Annotated in this window: 19 protein-coding genes; 10 read left to right on the top strand and 9 right to left on the bottom strand. The window is 45.5% G+C overall.

The window, feature by feature from the left end:
- Window positions 1-4 precede the first annotated feature (4 nt).
- From QUA20_RS15720 to QUA20_RS15695, 6 genes are all read left to right on the top strand, one after another.
- On the top strand, window positions 5-1,237 hold the full coding sequence (locus tag QUA20_RS15720) for an AAA family ATPase (RefSeq protein ID WP_333189732.1): 1,233 nt from the start codon (window positions 5-7) through the stop codon (window positions 1,235-1,237).
- 147 nt (window positions 1,238-1,384) lie between these two features.
- Window positions 1,385-1,783 (top strand): photosystem II protein Psb27, encoded by a 399-nt coding sequence (gene psb27, locus QUA20_RS15715; protein WP_333189731.1) that lies wholly within the window; start codon window positions 1,385-1,387, stop codon window positions 1,781-1,783.
- A 470-nt stretch (window positions 1,784-2,253) separates the two neighbouring features.
- Window positions 2,254-3,897 (top strand): family 10 glycosylhydrolase, encoded by a 1,644-nt coding sequence (locus QUA20_RS15710; RefSeq protein ID WP_172192564.1) that lies wholly within the window; start codon window positions 2,254-2,256, stop codon window positions 3,895-3,897.
- Between the two features lie 261 nt (window positions 3,898-4,158).
- A complete protein-coding gene (locus tag QUA20_RS15705) occupies window positions 4,159-5,055 on the top strand; it encodes a polysaccharide deacetylase family protein (protein WP_333189730.1) in 897 nt (298 codons plus the stop codon).
- A 123-nt stretch (window positions 5,056-5,178) separates the two neighbouring features.
- Complete coding sequence (locus tag QUA20_RS15700) at window positions 5,179-5,802, top strand: restriction endonuclease subunit R (RefSeq protein ID WP_333189729.1); 624 nt, start codon at window positions 5,179-5,181, stop codon at window positions 5,800-5,802.
- 73 nt (window positions 5,803-5,875) lie between these two features.
- Complete coding sequence (locus QUA20_RS15695) at window positions 5,876-7,153, top strand: bifunctional sterol desaturase/short chain dehydrogenase (RefSeq protein WP_333189728.1); 1,278 nt, start codon at window positions 5,876-5,878, stop codon at window positions 7,151-7,153.
- Between the two features lie 148 nt (window positions 7,154-7,301).
- On the opposite strand, the gene QUA20_RS15690 is transcribed toward QUA20_RS15695, so the two are convergent.
- Window positions 7,302-7,901: a glyoxalase-like domain protein gene (locus tag QUA20_RS15690; protein WP_172193165.1), complete on the bottom strand. Its 600-nt coding sequence runs from the start codon at window positions 7,899-7,901 to the stop codon at window positions 7,302-7,304.
- Window positions 7,902-8,021: 120 nt separating this feature from the next.
- On the opposite strand from QUA20_RS15690, the gene QUA20_RS15685 reads away from it, so the two are divergent.
- Entirely contained in the window at window positions 8,022-8,426 is a 405-nt protein-coding gene (locus tag QUA20_RS15685) for a gamma-glutamylcyclotransferase (protein WP_333189727.1), read from the top strand.
- A gap of 20 nt (window positions 8,427-8,446) precedes the next feature.
- Here the strand turns inward: QUA20_RS15685 and QUA20_RS15680 are convergent, their stop codons facing one another.
- Both QUA20_RS15680 and QUA20_RS15675 read right to left on the bottom strand, forming a co-directional pair.
- Entirely contained in the window at window positions 8,447-9,166 is a 720-nt protein-coding gene (locus tag QUA20_RS15680) for a response regulator transcription factor (RefSeq protein ID WP_333189726.1), read from the bottom strand.
- 85 nt (window positions 9,167-9,251) lie between these two features.
- Window positions 9,252-9,854 (bottom strand): ATP-binding protein, encoded by a 603-nt coding sequence (locus QUA20_RS15675; protein WP_333189725.1) that lies wholly within the window; start codon window positions 9,852-9,854, stop codon window positions 9,252-9,254.
- A 202-nt stretch (window positions 9,855-10,056) separates the two neighbouring features.
- On the opposite strand from QUA20_RS15675, the gene QUA20_RS15670 reads away from it, so the two are divergent.
- The gene (locus tag QUA20_RS15670; RefSeq protein ID WP_333189724.1) at window positions 10,057-12,558 is read left to right on the top strand and encodes an NACHT domain-containing NTPase; all 2,502 of its coding nucleotides are present in this window, start codon (window positions 10,057-10,059) and stop codon (window positions 12,556-12,558) included.
- A gap of 166 nt (window positions 12,559-12,724) precedes the next feature.
- Here the strand turns inward: QUA20_RS15670 and QUA20_RS15665 are convergent, their stop codons facing one another.
- From QUA20_RS15665 to QUA20_RS15655, 3 genes are all read right to left on the bottom strand, one after another.
- Window positions 12,725-13,330, bottom strand: a complete 606-nt coding sequence (locus tag QUA20_RS15665; protein WP_333189723.1) for a zf-HC2 domain-containing protein — start codon at window positions 13,328-13,330, stop codon at window positions 12,725-12,727.
- 140 nt (window positions 13,331-13,470) lie between these two features.
- Window positions 13,471-14,130, bottom strand: coding sequence for a sigma-70 family RNA polymerase sigma factor (locus QUA20_RS15660; protein WP_172193044.1), 660 nt, complete (start codon window positions 14,128-14,130; stop codon window positions 13,471-13,473).
- Window positions 14,131-14,237: 107 nt separating this feature from the next.
- A complete protein-coding gene (locus QUA20_RS15655; protein ID WP_190659969.1) occupies window positions 14,238-14,729 on the bottom strand; it encodes a molybdopterin synthase catalytic subunit in 492 nt (163 codons plus the stop codon).
- Between the two features lie 578 nt (window positions 14,730-15,307).
- Here QUA20_RS15655 and QUA20_RS15650 point away from each other — a divergent pair.
- Window positions 15,308-15,763, top strand: coding sequence for an SH3 domain-containing protein (locus tag QUA20_RS15650; RefSeq protein WP_333189722.1), 456 nt, complete (start codon window positions 15,308-15,310; stop codon window positions 15,761-15,763).
- Between the two features lie 137 nt (window positions 15,764-15,900).
- Here the strand turns inward: QUA20_RS15650 and QUA20_RS15645 are convergent, their stop codons facing one another.
- A complete protein-coding gene (locus QUA20_RS15645) occupies window positions 15,901-16,881 on the bottom strand; it encodes an aspartate carbamoyltransferase catalytic subunit (RefSeq protein WP_333189721.1) in 981 nt (326 codons plus the stop codon).
- 644 nt (window positions 16,882-17,525) lie between these two features.
- Here QUA20_RS15645 and QUA20_RS15640 point away from each other — a divergent pair.
- Window positions 17,526-17,744 (top strand): DUF4327 family protein, encoded by a 219-nt coding sequence (locus tag QUA20_RS15640; protein ID WP_006631282.1) that lies wholly within the window; start codon window positions 17,526-17,528, stop codon window positions 17,742-17,744.
- Window positions 17,745-17,874: 130 nt separating this feature from the next.
- Here QUA20_RS15640 and QUA20_RS15635 read toward each other — a convergent pair whose 3' ends face one another.
- Window positions 17,875-19,116 carry a protein kinase domain-containing protein gene (locus tag QUA20_RS15635; RefSeq protein ID WP_333189720.1) on the bottom strand — a complete coding sequence of 414 codons (1,242 nt, stop codon included), beginning with the start codon at window positions 19,114-19,116 and terminating at the stop codon, window positions 17,875-17,877.
- A gap of 124 nt (window positions 19,117-19,240) precedes the next feature.
- The coding region (locus QUA20_RS15630; protein WP_333189719.1) for a hypothetical protein at window positions 19,241-19,548 on the bottom strand (308 nt) is incomplete at its 5' end.

Genomic DNA, 19,548 nt, shown 5'->3' with positions numbered 1-19,548 from the left:
TATTATGTATTTGAAAACGCTGCACCTACGGCAGTTTCGGAACTACTTCGATCAAAAGGTAGCCTTTGACGCTCCCAAAACCATTTTAGTAGGAAATAACGCTCAAGGAAAATCTAACTTGTTAGAAGCGGTAGAGTTACTTTCTACATTAAAAAGCCATAGGGTAGGGCGCGATCGCGATTTAATACTCGACTCAAAGCCGAGCGGGCAAATTGATGCTACACTCGAACGTCAAGCCGGACCGATAGACTTAGCTTTAACTCTTCGCTCTCAGGCGCGTCGGACACTAAAGCTCAACGGTGAACCGCTGCGCCGCCATTTAGACTTTTTGAGCGTCTTAAATGTAGTGCAATTTTCTTGTTTGGATTTGGACTTAGTGCGCGGCGGGCCCGAAGGAAGGCGCAATTGGATCGATCGTCTAGTCATCCAGTTAGAACCGATTTACGCTCACATTTTGCAGCAGTACAACCAAATTTTGCGCCAGCGAAACGCTCTGTTGAAACGTTCTAAAGAAATCAGGAAAGCGGAATTTTCCGAAAGTTTTGACAAAATGCAATTTCTTGCACCCGAAAGTCCCGAACCGGAAAATAAAGAAGACTTAGCAATTCCCAACTCCCAATTCCCAATTCCCAGTTCAGAATTAGCTTTGTGGGACGCGCAGTTGGCGACAGCGGGCGCTCGCGTCATCCGCAGGCGCGATCGAATTTTGGAGCGTTTGATGCCTTTAGCTCGAAATTGGCACCGTTCAATTAGCGGTTCAGCAGAAGTTTTAGATGTGAAATACGATGCTAATATTGAAGTAAGTTCGGAATTAATCGCTAAAGAGAATCTCGAAGGAGTGCGGCAAGCATTTTTAGAGAAAATTCAAAAAAGGGCGATCGCAGAACAGTTTCAAGGAACAACTTTAGTCGGCCCCCACCGCGACGATATTACATTTACAATTAACAGTACCCCAGCTCGTCAATACGCTTCCCAAGGCCAGCAGCGAACTCTGGTATTAGCATTAAAATTAGCCGAATTGCAGCTTATTGAAGAAGTCGTCGGCGAAGCACCTTTACTGTTGCTCGACGACGTACTTGCAGAACTCGATCTCAGCCGCCAAAATCAACTTTTAGAAACAATTCAAGAACGATTTCAAACTCTGATTACTACGACTCATTTAGGCGCTTTTGACACTCAGTGGCTGCGACAAACCCAAATTCTCTCCGTCGTTGCTGGACAAATCAATCGATTTTAGATTCTAGATTTTAGATTTTAGATTGACAAATTTTCTGTTTCATGGTAAAGATACAAAAAAATTGAAAAATTGGCATTATTAGCTCAATTCGAGATAGGATAAAGGTTAATTTTGATTACCGCTTTCGCTTCCATTTTTCTAAACCTTATGAAGCATTACATTTCCCGTCTGTTAGCTCTGGTATTAGTTGTTGTCATCGGCATAGCGGGCTGTACCAATGTTCCGGCCACTCTGAGTGGAGATTATGGCACAGACACATTAGCATTAGTGAACAGCTTGAGAACAGCGCTCACTTTACCAGAGGGCGCGCCGGAAAAAGCAGCCGCCCAAGTCGCTGCTCGCACAAGTATCAACGATTTTTTTGCTGCATACCGCCGCGATCCCTCTCTTACCAAGCTGGCATCTTTCACGACAATGCGCACGGCATTAAACTCTTTGGCAGGACATTACAGTTCCTATCCAAACCGTCCCGTTCCTGAAAAGTTGAAAAAGCGTCTTGAGGCAGAATTTCAACAGGTAGAAGCTGCTCTCAACAGAGGATCTTAATCTCACAATTTAGGATAAAGGATAAATTTTAATAATTCATCTTTCATCCTTGATATTTGAGTGTTAACAATTTTTAGTAGAAATATCAACTGCTTTTAGCGCCCGCTGTACCCAGGCGCTTTTTTCAGCATCATTTAGTGAAAAAATACTGAAAAATTGAACTGGAGATGAGATCGAATTTGGGCTTTTTACGCCCTTTATTTTTGAGTCCGCGAAGGCGCGTGCCTGCGCGCCAACACTTAGGCAGAGGAAAGTTTGTATAACATAGCAGCGGTTTAATCACCGAGTCTTATCTTGCCCGCCCTTATTAAATTTAAATAGCCGCCAGATAGAATTTGCATTGTGCGATCGACTTGTGCCATAACTAGGTCAACGGAAAAAAGTAGAAAATTTGTAGCTGCTTGTTGAGCGCGATCGCAAAAAGGCGATCGCCACCCAATTTAAACCAGAAAACCCCATTCCATTCTCCCATGAAAATTGCACCAACTCGCATCGCGAATTTTCAACACCAGCGACGCTTTTTAAGTGCGGTAACTGCTGTTTTAACCAGTAGCTTCATCAGCCAGCTTGTTTGGCCGTTTATCGAAACTCAACCAGCTTTTGCCGAAACATCAGCCTATTGCCAATTATCCAAAGAACAGGTAAATCAAAAAGAAGACTTGCGTCGCGCCGCGCTGTCAGGAAAACGGGAATCTCAGCAAGCATATTTCGCTGTTTTGAGCAAACACGCGCGGGAAATAGCAGAATGCCGCCAAAAAACTTGGCCCGAAACCCAAGCAGTTTGGCTGCGTTTGTATCCCTGCGATGTCAGACCCGGAGAAATCGATCGGGTATTAGACAAAGTTGTGAATAAAGGCTACAACCAAGTCTATATAGAAACATTTTATGACGGTCAAGTGCTGCTACCAGTCGCAGACAATCCTACGGCTTGGCCTTCTGTTTTGAGAAATCGCGGCTACGAGAAATACGACTTGTTAGAAAAGGCGATCGCCAAAGGCAAACAGCGAGGTTTAAAAGTATACGCCTGGTTGTTCACCATGAACTTTGGGTATACCTATTCTCAGCGTTCCGACAGACAGCAAACCCTGGCTATCAACGGTAAAAATCAGACAACTTTAACAGTAGTTCAAGACCCAGGAATTAACGATGACTTAGGAGAAGTTCCGGGCAATCAAGCCTTTATCGACCCCTACAGTCCGCAAGCGAGGCAAGACTATAGTTTGTTAGTAAATCAAATAGTCAAGCGCCAGCCCCAAGGAATGCTATTCGACTACATTCGCTATCTACGGGGCGTCGGGCCTGCTTCAGTTGCTACCAAAGTTCAAGACTTGTGGATTTACGGCCCAGCATCGCAGCAAGTTCTTTTGCAGCGGGCTAACAATCAGCAAGGGCGAGATTTAATTCAGCGATATTTGACTAAGGGATTTATCAATCCTAATGACGTTCAAGCAGTAGTCAAACAGTATCCAACTGAGAAAGAACCTCTTTGGCAAGGGCGAACTCCGCGACCGATACCAATAGCAAATCCAGCTTCTAGAAGGGAGAATGCCGTATCAAGATCGGCTTCAATAACTCCCGCCACTAACAATCCCAACGCTGCACGTCCAACACCAAAACCGACAGCGCCACTTCCCGATACCGGCATACTGCAAAAAGACCTCTGGACACTGAGCGTGGCTCACGCAGTCCAAGGGATTTTAGATTTTTTGGGAATAGCAATTCAGCCAGCTCAAAGGATGGGAATTCCTGTAGGAGCGGTGTTTTTTCCCACCGCAAATCAAACGATAAATCAAGGGGGATTTGATTCGAGATTGCAGCCTTGGGACAAGTTTCCGCCTGCTGTGGAATTCCACGCCATGTCTTACGGCAATTGCGGGGATGTAAGCTGCATTGTGCCACAGGTGCAGCGGACAGTGAGTTTAGCGCCTGCGGGAGCAAAAATTATTCCTGCCATTGCTGGAGATTGGGGAAAACCTCTAAAAAATCGGCCGTCTTTGGAGATTCAAATGCGAGCAATTCGCTCTGCGACGCCGCAAATTAATGCGGTGAGCCATTTTGCTTTTGGGTGGCAAGAACCGGAGGATGAAAGGGCACGGCAAACTTGCCGATTGTAGATAAATTTCTTGACGCACAGGGTATGATTACCTTGTTTTATGGTCGCGGAAAGAGTCTTAAAGCCTACATTTTTTCTCAATAAACCGGGTTTTATCGGAATCGGCGGCGAAACGCCATTGATTTGCCTAAAAAAACCCGGTTTTTGCCTCAGTCTTGCTTTAGTGCGATCGACCTTTTGCAAAACAAAATAATTTACAAAACTTTAAAGCTGGCAGAACAATCAGGCATAATGAGATTGTTCAAAATAAATCCTCTACCTGATGAGTCCCAACATTAATAAAAGATGGGTAATTAAAACCGTTATACTTATCGGATTGAGCCTCACACTTTCCCTGTTGTGGGAAAACAGAAAAACCGCCAATTCAAATCCGCTAATACCGATCGCACCGGTTGAAAATCAGCCTCCAAACCTGCTGAAACCCCGAAAACTAAAAACACCCCATTCTCCCCCCGCAACTCCCTCTCCCAAACCTCCCGAACAACCTTTAGTCTTCGCACCGCCCGCGCAATTTCGCAGCCAAATTGTTTATAAAGCAAGTATTAACAACTCAAAAGTTATCGCCCTGACATTTGACGATGGCCCTTCGCCTGAAACTTTTAAAATATTAGAAGTTTTGCACAAACATCAAGTTGTTGGCACATTTTTCTGCTTGGGTGCCAATTTGCGGGAGTATCCAGAAATTGCGAAAAGAGTTGTGCAAGCGGGAAATGCGATCGGCAATCATACTTGGCATCACTATTCTCACAATGTTACCGAAAAAACAGCATCCGATGAAATAGATAATACTGGTGTTCATATTTATCGATCGACTGGGGCAAAAAGTTTCTTGTTTCGCCCTCCCGGCGGCCGCTTAAATAACGGTTTGGCAAATTACGCTAAAAAGAAAAATTATGTAGTCGTGATGTGGTCGATCGACCCTAAAGACTTTCTGCAACCTCCGGCCGCTGCGATCGCCCGTAGCGTGCTATCCCAAGCTTCAACGGGGGCGATCGTGTTGTTGCACGACGGCGGCGGAAATCGCCAGCAAACAGTCGAGGCACTATCTGCAATTATTCCCAAACTCAAACAGCAGGGATATCGTTTTGTAACCGTACCGCAATTGCTGCAAATGCAAGCTGGACAAAAACAGCGAATTGCCGATCGCAAATCCCAATGAATACACATCTCAGCCAAATTAACTTACTCAGAATTTCATCTGCGTTCATTTGCATTCATCTGCGGTTAAAAATCCAAATTATGCTAAACTTATTAATAACAATAAAACCCTTTATTAATTATTATGCAAAAACTACAAGCAAGAGATATAAACCTCCGCTATCTAATCGATAACTTCGGCTTGCAGCGAGTTCGCAACAGCGAATTTTTCCGAGAATGGCAAGAAAACTTACCCGAAGTAACAGACTCAGAAAAACAATTGCTCGATCGCGTCCAAGACATATACTTCAACTTGGTAGACACCCCGCCTGTATTGGAAAATGCAGTCAAGCTAACAATTATCAGCCCCATTTTGTTTATTGCCGGTCTGTATGAGTCTCCTTTTCAAGTCAAAGCCGAAAATTCGATCGCCATTCAAGAGGAAGATGAAGACAGAATCATCGAAGGCAGAATAGATATCCTAATGATGAAAGCAAACTTGTGGGTGACAGTAATTGAATCCAAACAACTTTCGTTTTCAACTGACGAAGCACTTGCCCAACTTTTGACATATATGCTGGCATATCCGAACCCAGAAAATCCTACTTTTGGGATGATTGCCACAGGTGCTAACTTCAATTTTGTCAAGTTAGTTAGAGGCGAAACTCCCCAGTATGCGCGATCGGCTGAATTTGTTATTTCCAATCCCGGCAATGAATTGTACCGGGTTTTGCAGATTTTAAAACGCCTGAGTCAACTTCCAGACTAGCAATAAAAGCCATTTTGAGTTATCTTTCAAAGCAGACAATATCTAATATCTCAAATTTCAAACTGGTGCGAGCATGGTAAATTACTGGATAGTCGGCGCTGTGGCAATAGCTTCTGTCTGCTGGGCAGAAATAATACGAGACTTTTATCACGTTGTGTCCCATTATTGGGCACCCCTGCAAAAGCTGCACACTTGGCATCACCGCGTTTTCCGCCCGAATTTGACAGCCGTCAGCGAGACAATTTACAAGCAAGCACACTGGCGTCACGACGTGCCCGAAGCTGCGGCGATGATGGTTTTGGGCTTGTTGCTGTGGGTTGTAGCTTATTTGGGGCTGCCGCAATATCACTGGGGCGCAGCAGCGGGTTGTATTTATACTTTAGGCTTTTTGTTGAGCGCGATCGCCCGCGGGTGCGGCATCAAAGGCGCAGACGAATTAACCGACATCACCCACCAACCGGGAGACTTCCTTACTCCCCCTGGCAAGTGGTTAGTTAATAAACCTTATCATTGGCGGCACCACTTCGACAATCAAAATGCTTACTATTGCGGTACTTTCACCTTAATAGACAAACTTATGGGTACAGCACTTTCTCTCAAAGGCAAAACTGTAGCCGTCACCGGTGCATCGGGATCTTTAGGACGTTTGCTTCTCAAACACCTGCACAAAGCTGGTGCAAAAGTTATCGCCCTCTCCTCGGGAAATGAGGAAATTACTTTGAATATAGACGGCGAAAATTTACCTGTAAAAACCGTAACTTGGCAAGCTGGCCAAGAGGCAGACTTAGCCCTATTGCTCGAAAAAATTGATATTCTCGTCATCAATCACGGGATTAACGTACAGCGAGAAAGAACAGGAGAGGCGATCGCAAACTCATACGAAATTAACACTTTTTCCGCGTGGCGGCTGATGGAACTCTTTTTCTTAACAGTCCGCACTAACGAAAACATCGCTTGCAAAGAAGTCTGGATCAACACTTCAGAAGCAGAAGTAATTCCCGCTGTCAGTCCCCTGTACGAACTCAGCAAACGCGCCCTGGGAGATTTAGTCACCCTGCGCCGGCTAGACGCACCCTGCATCGTTCGCAAACTGATTTTAGGGCCGTTTAAAAGCAACTTAAACCCGATCGGCATTATGTCTCCCGACTGGGTAGCGCAGCAAGTTGTCAAACAAGCTAAAACCGATGCGCGCAATATCATCGTGACAATTAATCCTTTGACTTTTATCGTTTTTCCAGTTAAAGAATTTTTTGTTTCTCTTTATTTCCAACTTTTCAGCCGGAAAGCGATTTCACAGATTAAAGCAGCGGCGGCTTCGGAAAAATCTAGCCTTGAATCTAAGATTAATTGACAAACAAGAAACCCGGTTTTTTAGATCAACCGGGTTTCTCACTTGGGATGTAATACCAAATTCGGCTTTAATACCCCCTTTGATTCTTTTGTCCCTCTCTGCGGAGACCAAAGTTTGTGTAGGATTAGTTTCAACCGCTGAGTCTTTTCTAATTACTAACCTCAGCCATTTCAATGACGCGACCATCGTAATCCTTGACCAAAAAATTCAGCGGCTTTTCCCGGCGAATTTTATAACTAATGCCGCGAGTTTGTACCCTCATCAATAGCTGATCCAAACAATCGCGATCGAAACAAACGTGACGCTGGCGATTTTTTTCCCCTACACCGGCCCCGCTAATGATGTGCAGTTGGGTATTTTTCATCAACTGATACCACAAACCATCCGGACTCCCCATCGTTTGAGAGCTCGTTGCCCTCCCGACATTCGGCGACAAATACAGCGGATCGATGCCAGTTGTCCCCAAAGTTTGCTCGTAGTTGTAGTAGTAGTGCAGTGGCACTTCTGCTACGGGCAGGTTTAGCATACCTTCATAGAACTCCCTCGCTTGCCCGAGATCCGATACCATCACCGTGTGTACCTTCGGAGCACTGGTGAGAAACATCCACATCGCCCCCGCATAGGCGGCAAGCAACATCACCATAATTCCTTGAGTCGAAAACAAGCTGTCAAGGGGCAGGGACGGCAAAAAAGAGCTCAAGTACAAAGGCCGAAGTCCAAAAGCAATAAAACTAACTGCTAGAGTCATGAATTATAAGAAAGGGTAAACAACGAAATTTATCAAGATTGCAGTCGCGATCGCCCGCGAGACTTAAACTATTAGCTTAGCCATCTATGTTAGCAAAAACTAGCGGTTAGGCCCTACCCGATGAAAGTCTTTGTCTACGGCACTCTCAAACCGGGGGAGTGCAACTACCTCCGCTACTGCGAAGGAAAAGTTGTGGATGCTTGCCCCGCGATCGCCCGCGGTCAACTTTTTGCCCTGCCGATCGGCTATCCTGCGATGATGGCCGGAGATGGCACAGTCTGCGGTTTTCTCCTCTGTTTCGCAAATTCGGCTATTTTGGACGATTTAGACCGACTTGAAGATTATCATCCGCTGCGGGAACCGACACAAAACGAATATCAGCGACAGGAAATCGAAATCTTCGATCGACACCTCAAACCTCTAGGCGCAGCTTGGGCATACTTCATGTTACCCGATCGCGTTCGTTCCCTAGGAGGCATCTGGCTGCCCCACGGCAGGTGGGAAAATCGGTTTTTCACCAAATAAAGTGGTTAATGCCGATGAGCTTAGTAAATTGCCATTGCCGTGCGATCGGGCGGATCGAACCTGTAACCGTAACCCCGAATAGTTTTAATAAACTGCGACCCCGTAGCATCAGCGTGAATCATTTTCTTGCGAATCTGACCAATATGTACGGTAACAAGTTGCTTTTCTCCTGTGTCGTCGCAGTTCCACCCCCAGATTTTTTCGATTAGCTGTTGGTGACTCCAAGATTGACCGGAATGACTAGCCAACAAATACAAAATATTAAATTCCAAGGCTGTTAACTTGATAATGCGATCGTTGAGTGTTGCTTCCCGGCAGGCTGAATCGATCGCGAATCGATCGAATACAATACGCGATGGAGTGACAGGCCTCATGCGTCTCAACACAACTTCTATACGAATTGCCAACTCCGCCAGACCAAACGGTTTGCAGATATAGTCATCTGCACCGGCGGACAGGGCTTTAAGTCGATCGGCTTCGTCGGTGCGGCTGCTTAGCATTACCACAAAAACATTAGTACGGCGCTGCATTTCCTGGCAGAGGTGATAGCCTGTAGTATCCGGCAAATTCCAATCGAGAATTACTAGCAGTGGCTTGAATTTCTCAAACAATTCTAAAGCCGTCTCGCCATCTGCTGCCGAATCTACTTGATATTTCTGAGTTAAAAAACGATGAACTAGAGTGCGGATGGATGGGTCATCATCCACAACGAGAATCTTGGCAGTAGTATCAGTAGTCATCACAAAAAAGTTTCTTTCTCTTGTCAACTTAAAGCTGGCAATTACAGAACAGCTTTAGTGAAGCGTAAATCCTATGTCGTTCCAACTAATACAGACTTTTTTGGTGCAATTCTTCTTTAAACTTCGCTTGAATGTCAAAAGGCTCTCCCCAATCCCAAATTTTTACTTCTAGGTGTTCGTTAAATACCATTATTTCAATCTCTATCGGAGTTTCTAATGGCAGATTTTTGTGAGCGTGGCGAACAGCATTCGTAAACCCTTCAATCACAGCAAGTTTACACTGATGCAAAACGCCTAGGGGAATTGGTAGAGGATCTAACAGTTCAAGCCACGATAAAACTTGAGCAACAGCCTTAATATCAGTATTTAGTTTTAGTTGAAGGCTAGTTTTTGGAACTTGCTCGTTAGAACTTGGATCGGGTTGGCGATTTCGTTGCTTTTGAACCCCGAAAAAATTCAATCTGTTTAAAACATCGATCGATCGCTTAAAAAAACCATCTTGAATGCTGTGTTGGGATGGTACTAGACCAGGCTGCTGATAATATTTTACAATTAACAGACAGTTTCGACCGTCAGAAGTGCGGGTATAACTTAGCTTATCGGCAATTTTGCCAATAATTTTTATACCTATCCCACCTGACGGAATTTCATCTATGTTATCTCTCATGGTGCTGTCCTTTGTCATCATTTAATGTGTACTTTTTTACCTAAAAAAGAGAGTGGCATTCTAAACGATTAAGTTTGCATGATTTATGCCTGACTTTTCCCGTATGCCGTGCAGTTGTTGTCACGATCATTTTCTCTTTGTTGCTGGGGTCTTGACAAACTCAGTTTGCGATCGCTAAACTGAGCGAAAACAGACATTGACAATTAGACAAGTAAATTATATAATGACGACCCTCAAAGCCTCTGAGGAGGGATTAGTAAAAATTAGGCAAGCTAGAAGAGAAAGGGGATCGACGATAGAAGACCCCAGATGGCTAGTAGAAGCTAGTCAAACATTAGAGCCCGATCGAACTTGGACAGAGGCCGGGCCCTATGCCGATGGCCTGTCGCTGCCAACTTGGAGGCGTTTTTTACGAGGGAGAGAACCCATTAAAGCTAATGCTTTCAAGGCTTTCTGCACGGTTTTGCAGTTGAATTGGGAACAAATTGTCGATCGTCCTCCACCAGAAAATCCGCAGCCCTCGAATTTAGACATTGATTCGGTAGTGGAAAAGATACGGCAAAAATGCCACAGCAAAATCCAACAGCTTTACAGCAGAATGCAACTGTTGGATATTGCACAGCCCGTTGATGTCAGCAACCTCTACGTTGAAGTCAACATTTTGGAGGAAATTACCAGTTGGCAGCCAGGAGAAATTCGCGATTTACTGAGAGACTTCAACCCAGATGCAGATAACTTTAACCGCTTGGGTTTAGGCAAAGTGCGCCAGAAACGAGTACCAGGATTGGATGCGGTGAAATCTCACTCTAAATTGATGGTACTCGGCAAACCGGGTTCCGGTAAAACTACTTTTTTGAAACACATCGCCATTCAGTGCAATCGCTCAGAATTTGAAGCCAACAAAATACCGATTTTTATCCCTCTGAAAACCTTTGCTGAAATCGCTAATCTTGACTTATTAGAATATATCAGCGACGAATTTGCCAGTTGCGGAGTTGAGGCGCGAGCGCAAACTGAATTCGCACTCAGTCAAGGCAGAGGTTTGATTTTATTGGACGGCTTAGATGAAGTGCCAGAATCAGATAGCGATGGAGTCGTCAGACAGATTCGTCAGTTTGTCCAAAAGTATTACAAAAATCAGTTTATTATTACCTGTCGAATTGCCGCTGCTAAGTACCGATTTCACGACGAAGCTTTTACCTGTGTTGAGGTAGCCGATTTTAATAACAAGCAAATCGCTGCCTTTGCTCGCAATTGGTTTGTGGCATTTTCCCAAAATATGGAGGCAGGGAAAGGTTTAGCATCTCAATTTGTAGAAAAGCTGAAACTGCAAAAAAATCAGCAAATCCGAGAACTGGCAGTAACGCCTATATTGTTGAATCTGACTTGTTTAGTATTCCAAGCAAAAGCAGATTTCCCATCCAACCGAGCCAAGTTGTATGAGGAAGGACTAGAAATTATGCTCAGAAAATGGGATGAAACTAGAGGCATTCAACGGGATGAAGTTTATCGAGATTTGAATTTGTGCCGCAAGAAACATTTACTTGCTTTTGTGGCAGCTATTACTTTTGATCGGGGCGATTACTTTTTTGAAAAAAATCAAATCCAACAAGTGATTGCCGACTATCTGGCTAACTTACGCGATGCCACAACTGACCGCGTTCAGTTAGAAATGGATAGTGAGGTTGTCCTGAAGGCGATCGAGGCACAACATGGATTATTAGTAGAAAGGGCAAGAGGAATTTATTCGTTTTCTCATCTAACATTCCAAGAGTATTTTACTGCTACAGAAATAGTTAACAATTCTGCTCCACAAGCTTTGGGAAAACTGGTCAGCCACCTAACCGAGAAGCGTTGGCGAGAAGTCTTGTTGTTAGCAGTTGGGATGTTGCAAAAAGCTGATGACTCGTTGCTGTCAATAAAACAGCAAGTTGATGGACTGGTCGCTGATGATGAGCAGTTGCAGCAGTTCCTAATGTGGGTAAGAAATAAATCTTTTTCTATTAAGGCTCCCTATAAACCATCAGCTATCCGTGCTTTTTATCTGGGTCGAGAGGTAGAGCGCGTTAGTAACCCTCGTTCTGACTTGAATTTTGACCTAAGTTTGATCCGTATTCTTGGTTATGCCATTGACCATACCTTTAAACCACCCCTTAGACTTTTTTTGTTGAACTTTACTTCTGATTATGACAATAAACGTGACTCTGAATTGGCTACTGAACGTGACTCTGACTTGGCTACTGATATTGTTCTTGACGTTGCAATGGTCTATGCAATTGACCTTAATATTCCCTATCTTTATGCTGCTGCATCAGGTCGCAATCTTCTCTCTATCCTCGCCTTTACTCTCCATTTAAATCTGGAACCTGAATTGAAGCAATCTCTGCAACAACTCAGAGACCAACTATATGCTTCAGCATATACAAACAGAATACAGGAGTGGTGGAAAAGCGAGCGGGAGTGGTGGGAAGCTAAAGGTCATGATTGGACTCAGCAATTAATAAATGTGATGATTAAGTATCGCAATATAGGTCACGATTGGCAATTTAGCGAACAGCAGAAGTCATTGCTGAGGAAGTATTATGATGCTAATAAATTGCTGGTAGATTGCCTCAATAGCGGTTGTAATGTATCTCCTGCTGTGCGGCAGGAAATTGAGGAGACATTGCTGTTGCCGATCGCAAATCTGCAAAAAATCGGTGACAAGTGCGATCGCCCGCTCTAATTCCACTAGCTACCTACTCAGATATTAAGATGCGATGCCCCACAATTCGGCATTCAAAGCCAGGAAAGCCTCCCAGGATATATCCACATTGAAAAACTGGGAAAAACGGCAAAAGCCCCCTTTTTTAGGGAGCTTAGCAACTTCAGTTATGCTCAAAACAGAAATCCTACTGCGCCTTTGGCAATGACTTTTGAGGGGTTGTTACACCAACTTTGGGAATATCCATTATCGGTGCATTCACCCCAAGCATCAAATCGTTGGGATTAACAATCTCCACCAGAGGCTCGTTCAAAGCCACCATCAAACCGTCAGATTCAGCAGGAAGTGGCGATCGAGCAAACTGGGGAGCAAACAATTGGCGGCCGCCACCGACACCAGACACTACCGCAATCAACAAAGCTGCGATCGCACCTCCGCCCAAAATCCAAGCCCGTTTCGGCTTGCGTTCCACCCGCTGCAAAACCTTCCCGGCCAACTCCTGTGCAGATTGTTCCGAAGCAGGCACCGGCATTGACTGAAAACCCCGCTGCATCATCAGCAGTCGCGAGTACAAACGTTTCGTAGTGGGGTCATTTGTCAGCCATTCCTCGACTTGCCGGCGTTCTGCAGCAGTCACTTCGCCGTCGAGGTAAGCACTCAGTAATTCAAAGCGATCGCGCATCATAGTAGTTACATTGCCCTGGGCATAATTGTTGTTAGCTTGAGTTTCAGCGAGTGAATCCCCGATACCTTGCTGATTCTGATTTTTATCCGATTCAAACTTATAATTCATATTTCTCACTTGCTTTAATTGGGGGAAGGATGCCCTCGCTATTAGAATGATTTACTGCTTATTTATATTTTAAAAGAGAAGTTTTGATGTGACAGCAAACATCACCAAATCTTCTTGACCGGCCTCTAAAAGCACTCTTGCTAATTACCATCGAGATATTTTTGCAATTCCAACTGCAATCTTTGGCGAGCTCTAGCAATTCTCGACTTGACAGTTCCCAGAGAAACTCCAGTCATTTCGGCTATTTCCTCATAGGCTAAACCTTCAATTTCTCTTAAAACAATTGTCGTGCGGAATACTTCCGGCAAATCTGCGATCGCCACCCGCAACTGCTCGTAAAATTCTCTAGTCGTCAAATCTTCATCAGGCCCCGGACTGTCGGCCGGAATTTCCCAATCAACCTCGCCATCTTCGAGAGTTCGGGGTACGTCCAGCGACAGCGGAGTTCGCACCCGTTTGCGCTTCCGCAACTCATCGTAAAACAAATTAGTGGCGATGCGGCTCAGCCAGCCCCGAAATTTAACAGGCTCTTGCAAGCGGTTAATATTGCGGTAGACCCGAATCCACACTTCCTGAGCCAAGTCTGCTCGGTCTTGCCAGTCAGGGGCCAAGTGATATAGAACCCTGTCTACGTGGGACTGATACCGCTTCAACAGTTCTGAAAAGGCAGTGCTCTCAGGTCGATTTCCTTCCTGACAACGCAACACCAAGTCATAATTAGAGAGTTTTTCGGCTGGCAATTGCACTCTTTGAACGGTCGCCACAACCGCAGACCAGGACACGGAAATAAAGTCGCTCATCGGTGGAATTGGCTCATCGAACATTCCACATTTTTTGACGTTACCAGATCGTAACAAGTTCCCCTCTTCAATCTAGACTCTAAAATCTAAAATCTAAAATCCATTGACTAATGCCCAACAACTTCGCACGCTCCAATACTAACCCAACTACTAGAACCGTCGGCCCAATGTTCCTTTTTCCAAATCGGTACATTGTGTTTTAGCGTATCTATCGCGTACTGGCAAGCTGCAAAGGCCTCCCCCCGGTGGGGACAGCCAACAGCCACCAGTACGCTGATTTCCCCCACCTGCAAGTGTCCGACGCGGTGGTGAATGGCAACCCGATTCACATCTGCCCACTGGCGGCGGATTTCAGTAGCGATTTGCTGGAATACCCGCACTGCCATCGGTTCGTAGGCTTGATATTCTAGTGAAACTACAGCTTGACCGTCAGTTTGGTTGCGGACTGTACCGCTCATCATTACCACGGCTCCGTTCGCGGGGTCATCTGCCAAAGCGTATATTTCCTCTACAGACAACGGCGCTAAGGTAATGGCGAAGCTGTCTGATTCATGGCGTTGAGGAATTGTGCCGATCGAAAGTGCAGCGCTAGAGTTCATTGCGAAAGAAGTGGTGCTGGAGAACTCCATCGATCTTGACACAAATCAAGTCGCGATCGATTGATATTGCATCCTTGTCACGGAGACGGGGTGGCTAATCTTAAGGCAAATCTCGTAGCACGGGCGAGGGCGCTACGCCATCACCCCGAACTTTTGCACCAGTGCGATCGGCTACAATGTAACTCGCCCGAACCAAACTAATACCGTGCTTGAAGACGAGTAGGATGCTTTTTTTATCTAATTAACTGCCGATATTGCTGTCGCAACTCAATAAATAAGCACAACAATAAGTAGTGTCAGTGGGAACTCAGTACAAGCAATTTCAAACCCCAATCCATAGCTTCTTGCCCTTTTGAATGACACAGTTAAGTTTAATTCTGCCCTCTTACTTATCCGCGTCGGGCAAATCTTTAGCAGCAGATGTAAACTTTATTTATTTTTTTGTTCCGGAAAGCTACTTAGATGACATGATATACCTGTGCAGGGTTCAGGCAAATTCGCGGATACTCGGGAACAGCAAGACCGTAACGCCCTGATGCGCCTTTTATGAAACAGAAGTTAATGGTTTGGGCTGTTAATTGAGGTTTCTACCTGAGTCTGCACCAACAAATGTTAACAACAATCACGAGGAAACTATGGAAGCACTAGCATTGAGCCACTCTTTTGTTGCTTATGAATCTCCAGAGTCCGAACTTCAAGTCAAGTCCTTAGACGAGCTGGGCTTGAAAATTCCTAATTCTGCATGGATAGGCGTTGCAGGTATGGCAGTAGCCCTATCTGTTCTCAGTGTCGGTGGCGAAGCGCAGGCCGCTTGCTACTCCCGCTGCGGCAAGAAAAGCCATCACGGCCATCACAGCTACGCCAAAGTTGTCACGAATGGCGGCCGACTGAATATCCGCAACCGCCCCGATAGCTGTTCTCATGTAATCGGCAAGTTATATTATGGAGACCACATCAAATTGACCGGTCGTTACAGAAACGGCTGGGCCCAAGTGAAAGGTGGTGGCTGGGTGTCTGCGTCCTGGCTCTCCTAACTCTTAACTAGATCACTTTACATTTCTAGAAAGAGTTTTAATCGTTACCCGGTCATACTGGGTAACGATTATTTTAAAGAGGCGATCGAGCCTGAAAATAATCGAATATCCGAAATTCATGACTAACAACTAACAGCCTAAACTTTACCGCCGCCGATCAGATAAAGTAATGCCATCCGCACCGCCACGCCGCTGGTCACTTGCTGAGAAATCAGGCTAAACTGGGCATCGTCCATCAAATCCGAACTAATTTCCACGCCACGGTTAACCGGACCCGGGTGCAACACCTTCACATTCGGCTTGCAGAGTTTGAGCCGATCGCGCGTAATCCCGTACAAAGAATGATACTCTCGTAAGCTCGGCAGCAAATGCTCGCTCATCCGTTCCTTTTGCAGTCGCAAAGTCATCACAAAATCAGCATCGGTCAAAGCAGGTTCAAGATGCCAGTGCAAAAATAACTTGCCTTCCCTACCATCGCCACACTCAGCAAACAACAGCGGCAGCAAAGTCGGCGGCCCGGCCAAATGAACCTCTGCCCCAGAAGCCGTGAGACTCCATATATTAGACCTAGCCACCCGCGAATGCAAAATATCCCCCACCACAGCAATTTTTTTGCCCGCTAAAAGTTCCAGCCGCGGACGTTCGGTATCTAACAGACAACAGATAGTAAATAAGTCTAGCAAACCTTGCGATGGGTGTTCGTGTTGACCGTCTCCTGCATTAAGAACGCTAACTCTCGAACCCAAACGATCCATTTCCGAAGCAATCGTGCTGGGAACTCCAGCTTGTTCGTGCCGGATCACCATCAAATCCGTTCCCATCGCCAAATAAGTCTTAGCCGTATCCAGAATAGTCTCCCCCTTCGTCAGAGAAGAATTTCCCGGGGTAAAATTTAGCGTATCCGCCGACAGACGCTTCGCTGCCAACTCAAAACTATTGCGAGTCCGGGTAGAAGGTTCAAAAAACAAATTCGCGACCACTTGACCCTGCAGGGCCGGCACTTTCTTCGTGCGACGCCCGAGAACCTCCCGAAAACTGGCTGCTGTTTGCAGCACCGTATCGTATTCGTCGGAGGTAAAATCAGCCAGAGTGAGAATGTGTCGCCTTGTCCAAGTCATACAATTTTAGATTTTAGATTTTAGATTTTAGATTTTAGATTTACTGAATCAAGACGGAGGATGGGTTTTGAACTTGCCTGCAGGGCAGCGCGGGGCAGCCTAGAATGTTCGATCGACCTGACGGGCATTCCGATCAACAGTATCCAACAAATTTTGACCGCGTTTGCGGTCAGTAGAGTTATAATTAGTTTATGCAGATCAGACACCCCTCTCACACCAAACCGAGCGTTAAAGGTGGAACAGGTACGGTAGAGCTGCCCCAAATCGGAAATTAGGCTTGCGCAAGCGTTCGAGCAGTAGTTGCAGTTTCTCGCTTTCCTGTGCCTTCTCAAAAACAAGCCGAACGCAGCCCTTGCATCTGCCACTTGCGTGCAAACAATCGAGGCGGCAAACCTCCGACCGCCGATCGACAGCATATAGCGGGACATTTTAAAGATGATTAATTCTTTGAAGTCGGTCTTGACTCTTCAGTCCTGCTTATAGCCCCTTGTCAAAACGAACAGTGTTAAGATACAAGTTGAATATGTAGCTTCCCGACAAAAATCTACACGTATCTTGGCGAGACTGTTCTTGGCGAAACTGCGGTAAAAAGTGAGAGCTGGGAAGTGGTAATTACACAAGATTTAAACAATTCAAGAGGTATTATGAGCCAGCAGGTTATACAGCCGATGGTTAAGTTCCAGCGTCAGGTGCATTCTCTCGTCACGTCTGACATTATCAAGCCGACAGACAGCATTTGGAAAATTGCTCTGCTTTACGGCGACGAATGGCCGTACTGGAAACAGCAATTGCTAGAGTTTGATTTTTCTATGCAAGACCCCGTGAGCGAGTTGATAGCTGTAGAAGCTTGGGACGAGGAATAACAGAGGAGACGGAGGACTGGGCTGTCGGAGAGAAATTCCGAGGCGATGGGGTAAATTTTCTTTCATAAATTTCCGTTGCTAGCTTCTTCCCTCTTCCTAATGGCTTCTAACTTTTAACTTCTGACTTCTATTAAAGGGAAGCGGCTAAAGCTCGAGCTAATTGTTGAGCAGTTTGAAAGCGATCCCCAGGCTTAGTTGCCGTGGTTCGCAAAATGGTTTCTCGCAGCTTGGGGGCGATGGTCGGAATATTTTCGAGCTTAAACCCGTAACCTCCAGCTATTTTCCCGTAAAAGTTTTGAGGGCTTTGGGCCGTCAGCAAAAATATCAAAGTAGGCCCAATAGCATATAAATCCGACTGAGGTAGAGGCTGTCCCCGGTCTTGTTCTGGTGCGGTGTAGCCTTCAACGCCGATGCGAGTGCCCGGAGGAGTGCCGATTTCTTTAACGGCGCCAAAATCCAGCAGTGTAATGCAATTGTCGCGGTGGCGCACCAGCAAATTAGCAGGTTTAATATCCCGGTGGACGATCGGGGGTTTTTGAGAGTGAATGTAGTCCAAAACTTCACAGGTTTGGATCATCCACTCTATTGCTTGTTGGGGAGCAACAGGCCCGCGGTTGTAGATGCGTTTTTCTAAATCCTCGCCGTGGAGCATTTCCATCACCAAGTATTTTTTGCCCCCTTCCACAAAAAAGTCAAAAAACTGAGGAATTCCCGGGTGGTGGAGGGCCTTGAGAGTTTTAGCTTCACGTTCAAACAGTTCTTGAGCTTTGGCGATTTGAGCCATATCAGCATTCATTTCCTTGAGAACTACCAGAGATGCTGCGGGGGCACTTCCCGGTTGTTGAGCTTTCGCTTTCTCTCGATCCCAAGCTAAAGTGGTTGTCCCCATACCGCCTTGGCCCAAAGTTCGCAGCACTTGGTAGTGGCGCACGGTGCGATCGACTTTAATCGGTTCGCCGCAGTGGATACAGAATAAATTCCCCGGCGGGTTTCCCGCGTGGGTACACCTCGGGGCGGCGAAATTGACGGTGGGGTTCGCCTCAATTTTGCCGCCGAGTTCAATCGTAATAACTTGGAAATGCAGAATTGGGCCGCCCCGCGCTAACTGGATCAGAGCACCGTCGGATATCCAACCCTGAGACATGAGAATACCGTTAACCAAAGTGCCATTTGTCCCGGAATTGACTAAGTACCACTGACTGGACGTGCCGCTATTAACTCTTTGCAATTCCAGATGCTGCCGCGACACTAGAGCATTGGGGATCACAACGTGATTTTCTGGAGAGCGGCCGATGCGAATAATGGATTCGCTCTGGAAACTCCACTGTTGCAGGGGGGTCTGTTTTTCTGGATCTAAAAGAGTCAGCAGCATTTTCGATTGATGTGGTTGAGATCCGTGATTTGGCAGTGAGAGTTGGCGGGAATTTATAGATTTGGGGCCTAGGGCTTTGAAAAATTAGGAATTAAAAATTACTTATAAGCTGCACAGGTTAGTTTTACGAAAACTTTATAATATCCTGATTATGATTACAGATTCCATAAACAATTAAGTTATTAATATTTTTTTGTAAACAATTATCAGTAAAATTTTTGAGTGGTCGATCGCTCCTCAAAACATACTCGATCGATTTAACACTTGAAACTACAAAAAGTAGGTAAACAATCGCTAAACTTTTAGGTAACTTTGCTGTAGCAGCAGGTTGTGATTTACGTCCCACATCTTTATGTAGGGCTTGCTGAAAAAGTAAGAAAACAGCATTTAGAAAGATGAATGAACTCGCAAGTCCCTTGATAATATAAGCTT

The organism is Microcoleus sp. Pol7_A1 (genome assembly GCF_036701085.1).
In the GTDB taxonomy this organism is placed as follows: domain Bacteria; phylum Cyanobacteriota; class Cyanobacteriia; order Cyanobacteriales; family Microcoleaceae; genus Microcoleus; species Microcoleus asticus.
This window is presented reverse-complemented; position numbering and strand designations above follow the sequence as displayed.

Excerpts from the sequence above, each read along its gene's own strand:
- QUA20_RS15720 (WP_333189732.1), top strand. The coding sequence starts at position 5 with ATGTATTTGAAAACGCTGCACCTACGGCAGTTTCGGAACTACTTCGAT.
- psb27 (WP_333189731.1), top strand. The coding sequence starts at position 1,385 with ATGAAGCATTACATTTCCCGTCTGTTAGCTCTGGTATTAGTTGTTGTC.
- QUA20_RS15710 (WP_172192564.1), top strand. The coding sequence starts at position 2,254 with ATGAAAATTGCACCAACTCGCATCGCGAATTTTCAACACCAGCGACGC.
- QUA20_RS15705 (WP_333189730.1), top strand. The coding sequence starts at position 4,159 with ATGAGTCCCAACATTAATAAAAGATGGGTAATTAAAACCGTTATACTT.
- QUA20_RS15700 (WP_333189729.1), top strand. The coding sequence starts at position 5,179 with ATGCAAAAACTACAAGCAAGAGATATAAACCTCCGCTATCTAATCGAT.
- QUA20_RS15695 (WP_333189728.1), top strand. The coding sequence starts at position 5,876 with ATGGTAAATTACTGGATAGTCGGCGCTGTGGCAATAGCTTCTGTCTGC.
- QUA20_RS15690 (WP_172193165.1), bottom strand. The coding sequence starts at position 7,901 with ATGACTCTAGCAGTTAGTTTTATTGCTTTTGGACTTCGGCCTTTGTAC.
- QUA20_RS15685 (WP_333189727.1), top strand. The coding sequence starts at position 8,022 with ATGAAAGTCTTTGTCTACGGCACTCTCAAACCGGGGGAGTGCAACTAC.
- QUA20_RS15680 (WP_333189726.1), bottom strand. The coding sequence starts at position 9,166 with ATGACTACTGATACTACTGCCAAGATTCTCGTTGTGGATGATGACCCA.
- QUA20_RS15675 (WP_333189725.1), bottom strand. The coding sequence starts at position 9,854 with ATGATGACAAAGGACAGCACCATGAGAGATAACATAGATGAAATTCCG.
- QUA20_RS15670 (WP_333189724.1), top strand. The coding sequence starts at position 10,057 with ATGACGACCCTCAAAGCCTCTGAGGAGGGATTAGTAAAAATTAGGCAA.
- QUA20_RS15665 (WP_333189723.1), bottom strand. The coding sequence starts at position 13,330 with ATGAATTATAAGTTTGAATCGGATAAAAATCAGAATCAGCAAGGTATC.
- QUA20_RS15660 (WP_172193044.1), bottom strand. The coding sequence starts at position 14,130 with ATGAGCGACTTTATTTCCGTGTCCTGGTCTGCGGTTGTGGCGACCGTT.
- QUA20_RS15655 (WP_190659969.1), bottom strand. The coding sequence starts at position 14,729 with ATGAACTCTAGCGCTGCACTTTCGATCGGCACAATTCCTCAACGCCAT.
- QUA20_RS15645 (WP_333189721.1), bottom strand. The coding sequence starts at position 16,881 with ATGACTTGGACAAGGCGACACATTCTCACTCTGGCTGATTTTACCTCC.
- QUA20_RS15640 (WP_006631282.1), top strand. The coding sequence starts at position 17,526 with ATGAGCCAGCAGGTTATACAGCCGATGGTTAAGTTCCAGCGTCAGGTG.
- QUA20_RS15635 (WP_333189720.1), bottom strand. The coding sequence starts at position 19,116 with ATGCTGCTGACTCTTTTAGATCCAGAAAAACAGACCCCCCTGCAACAG.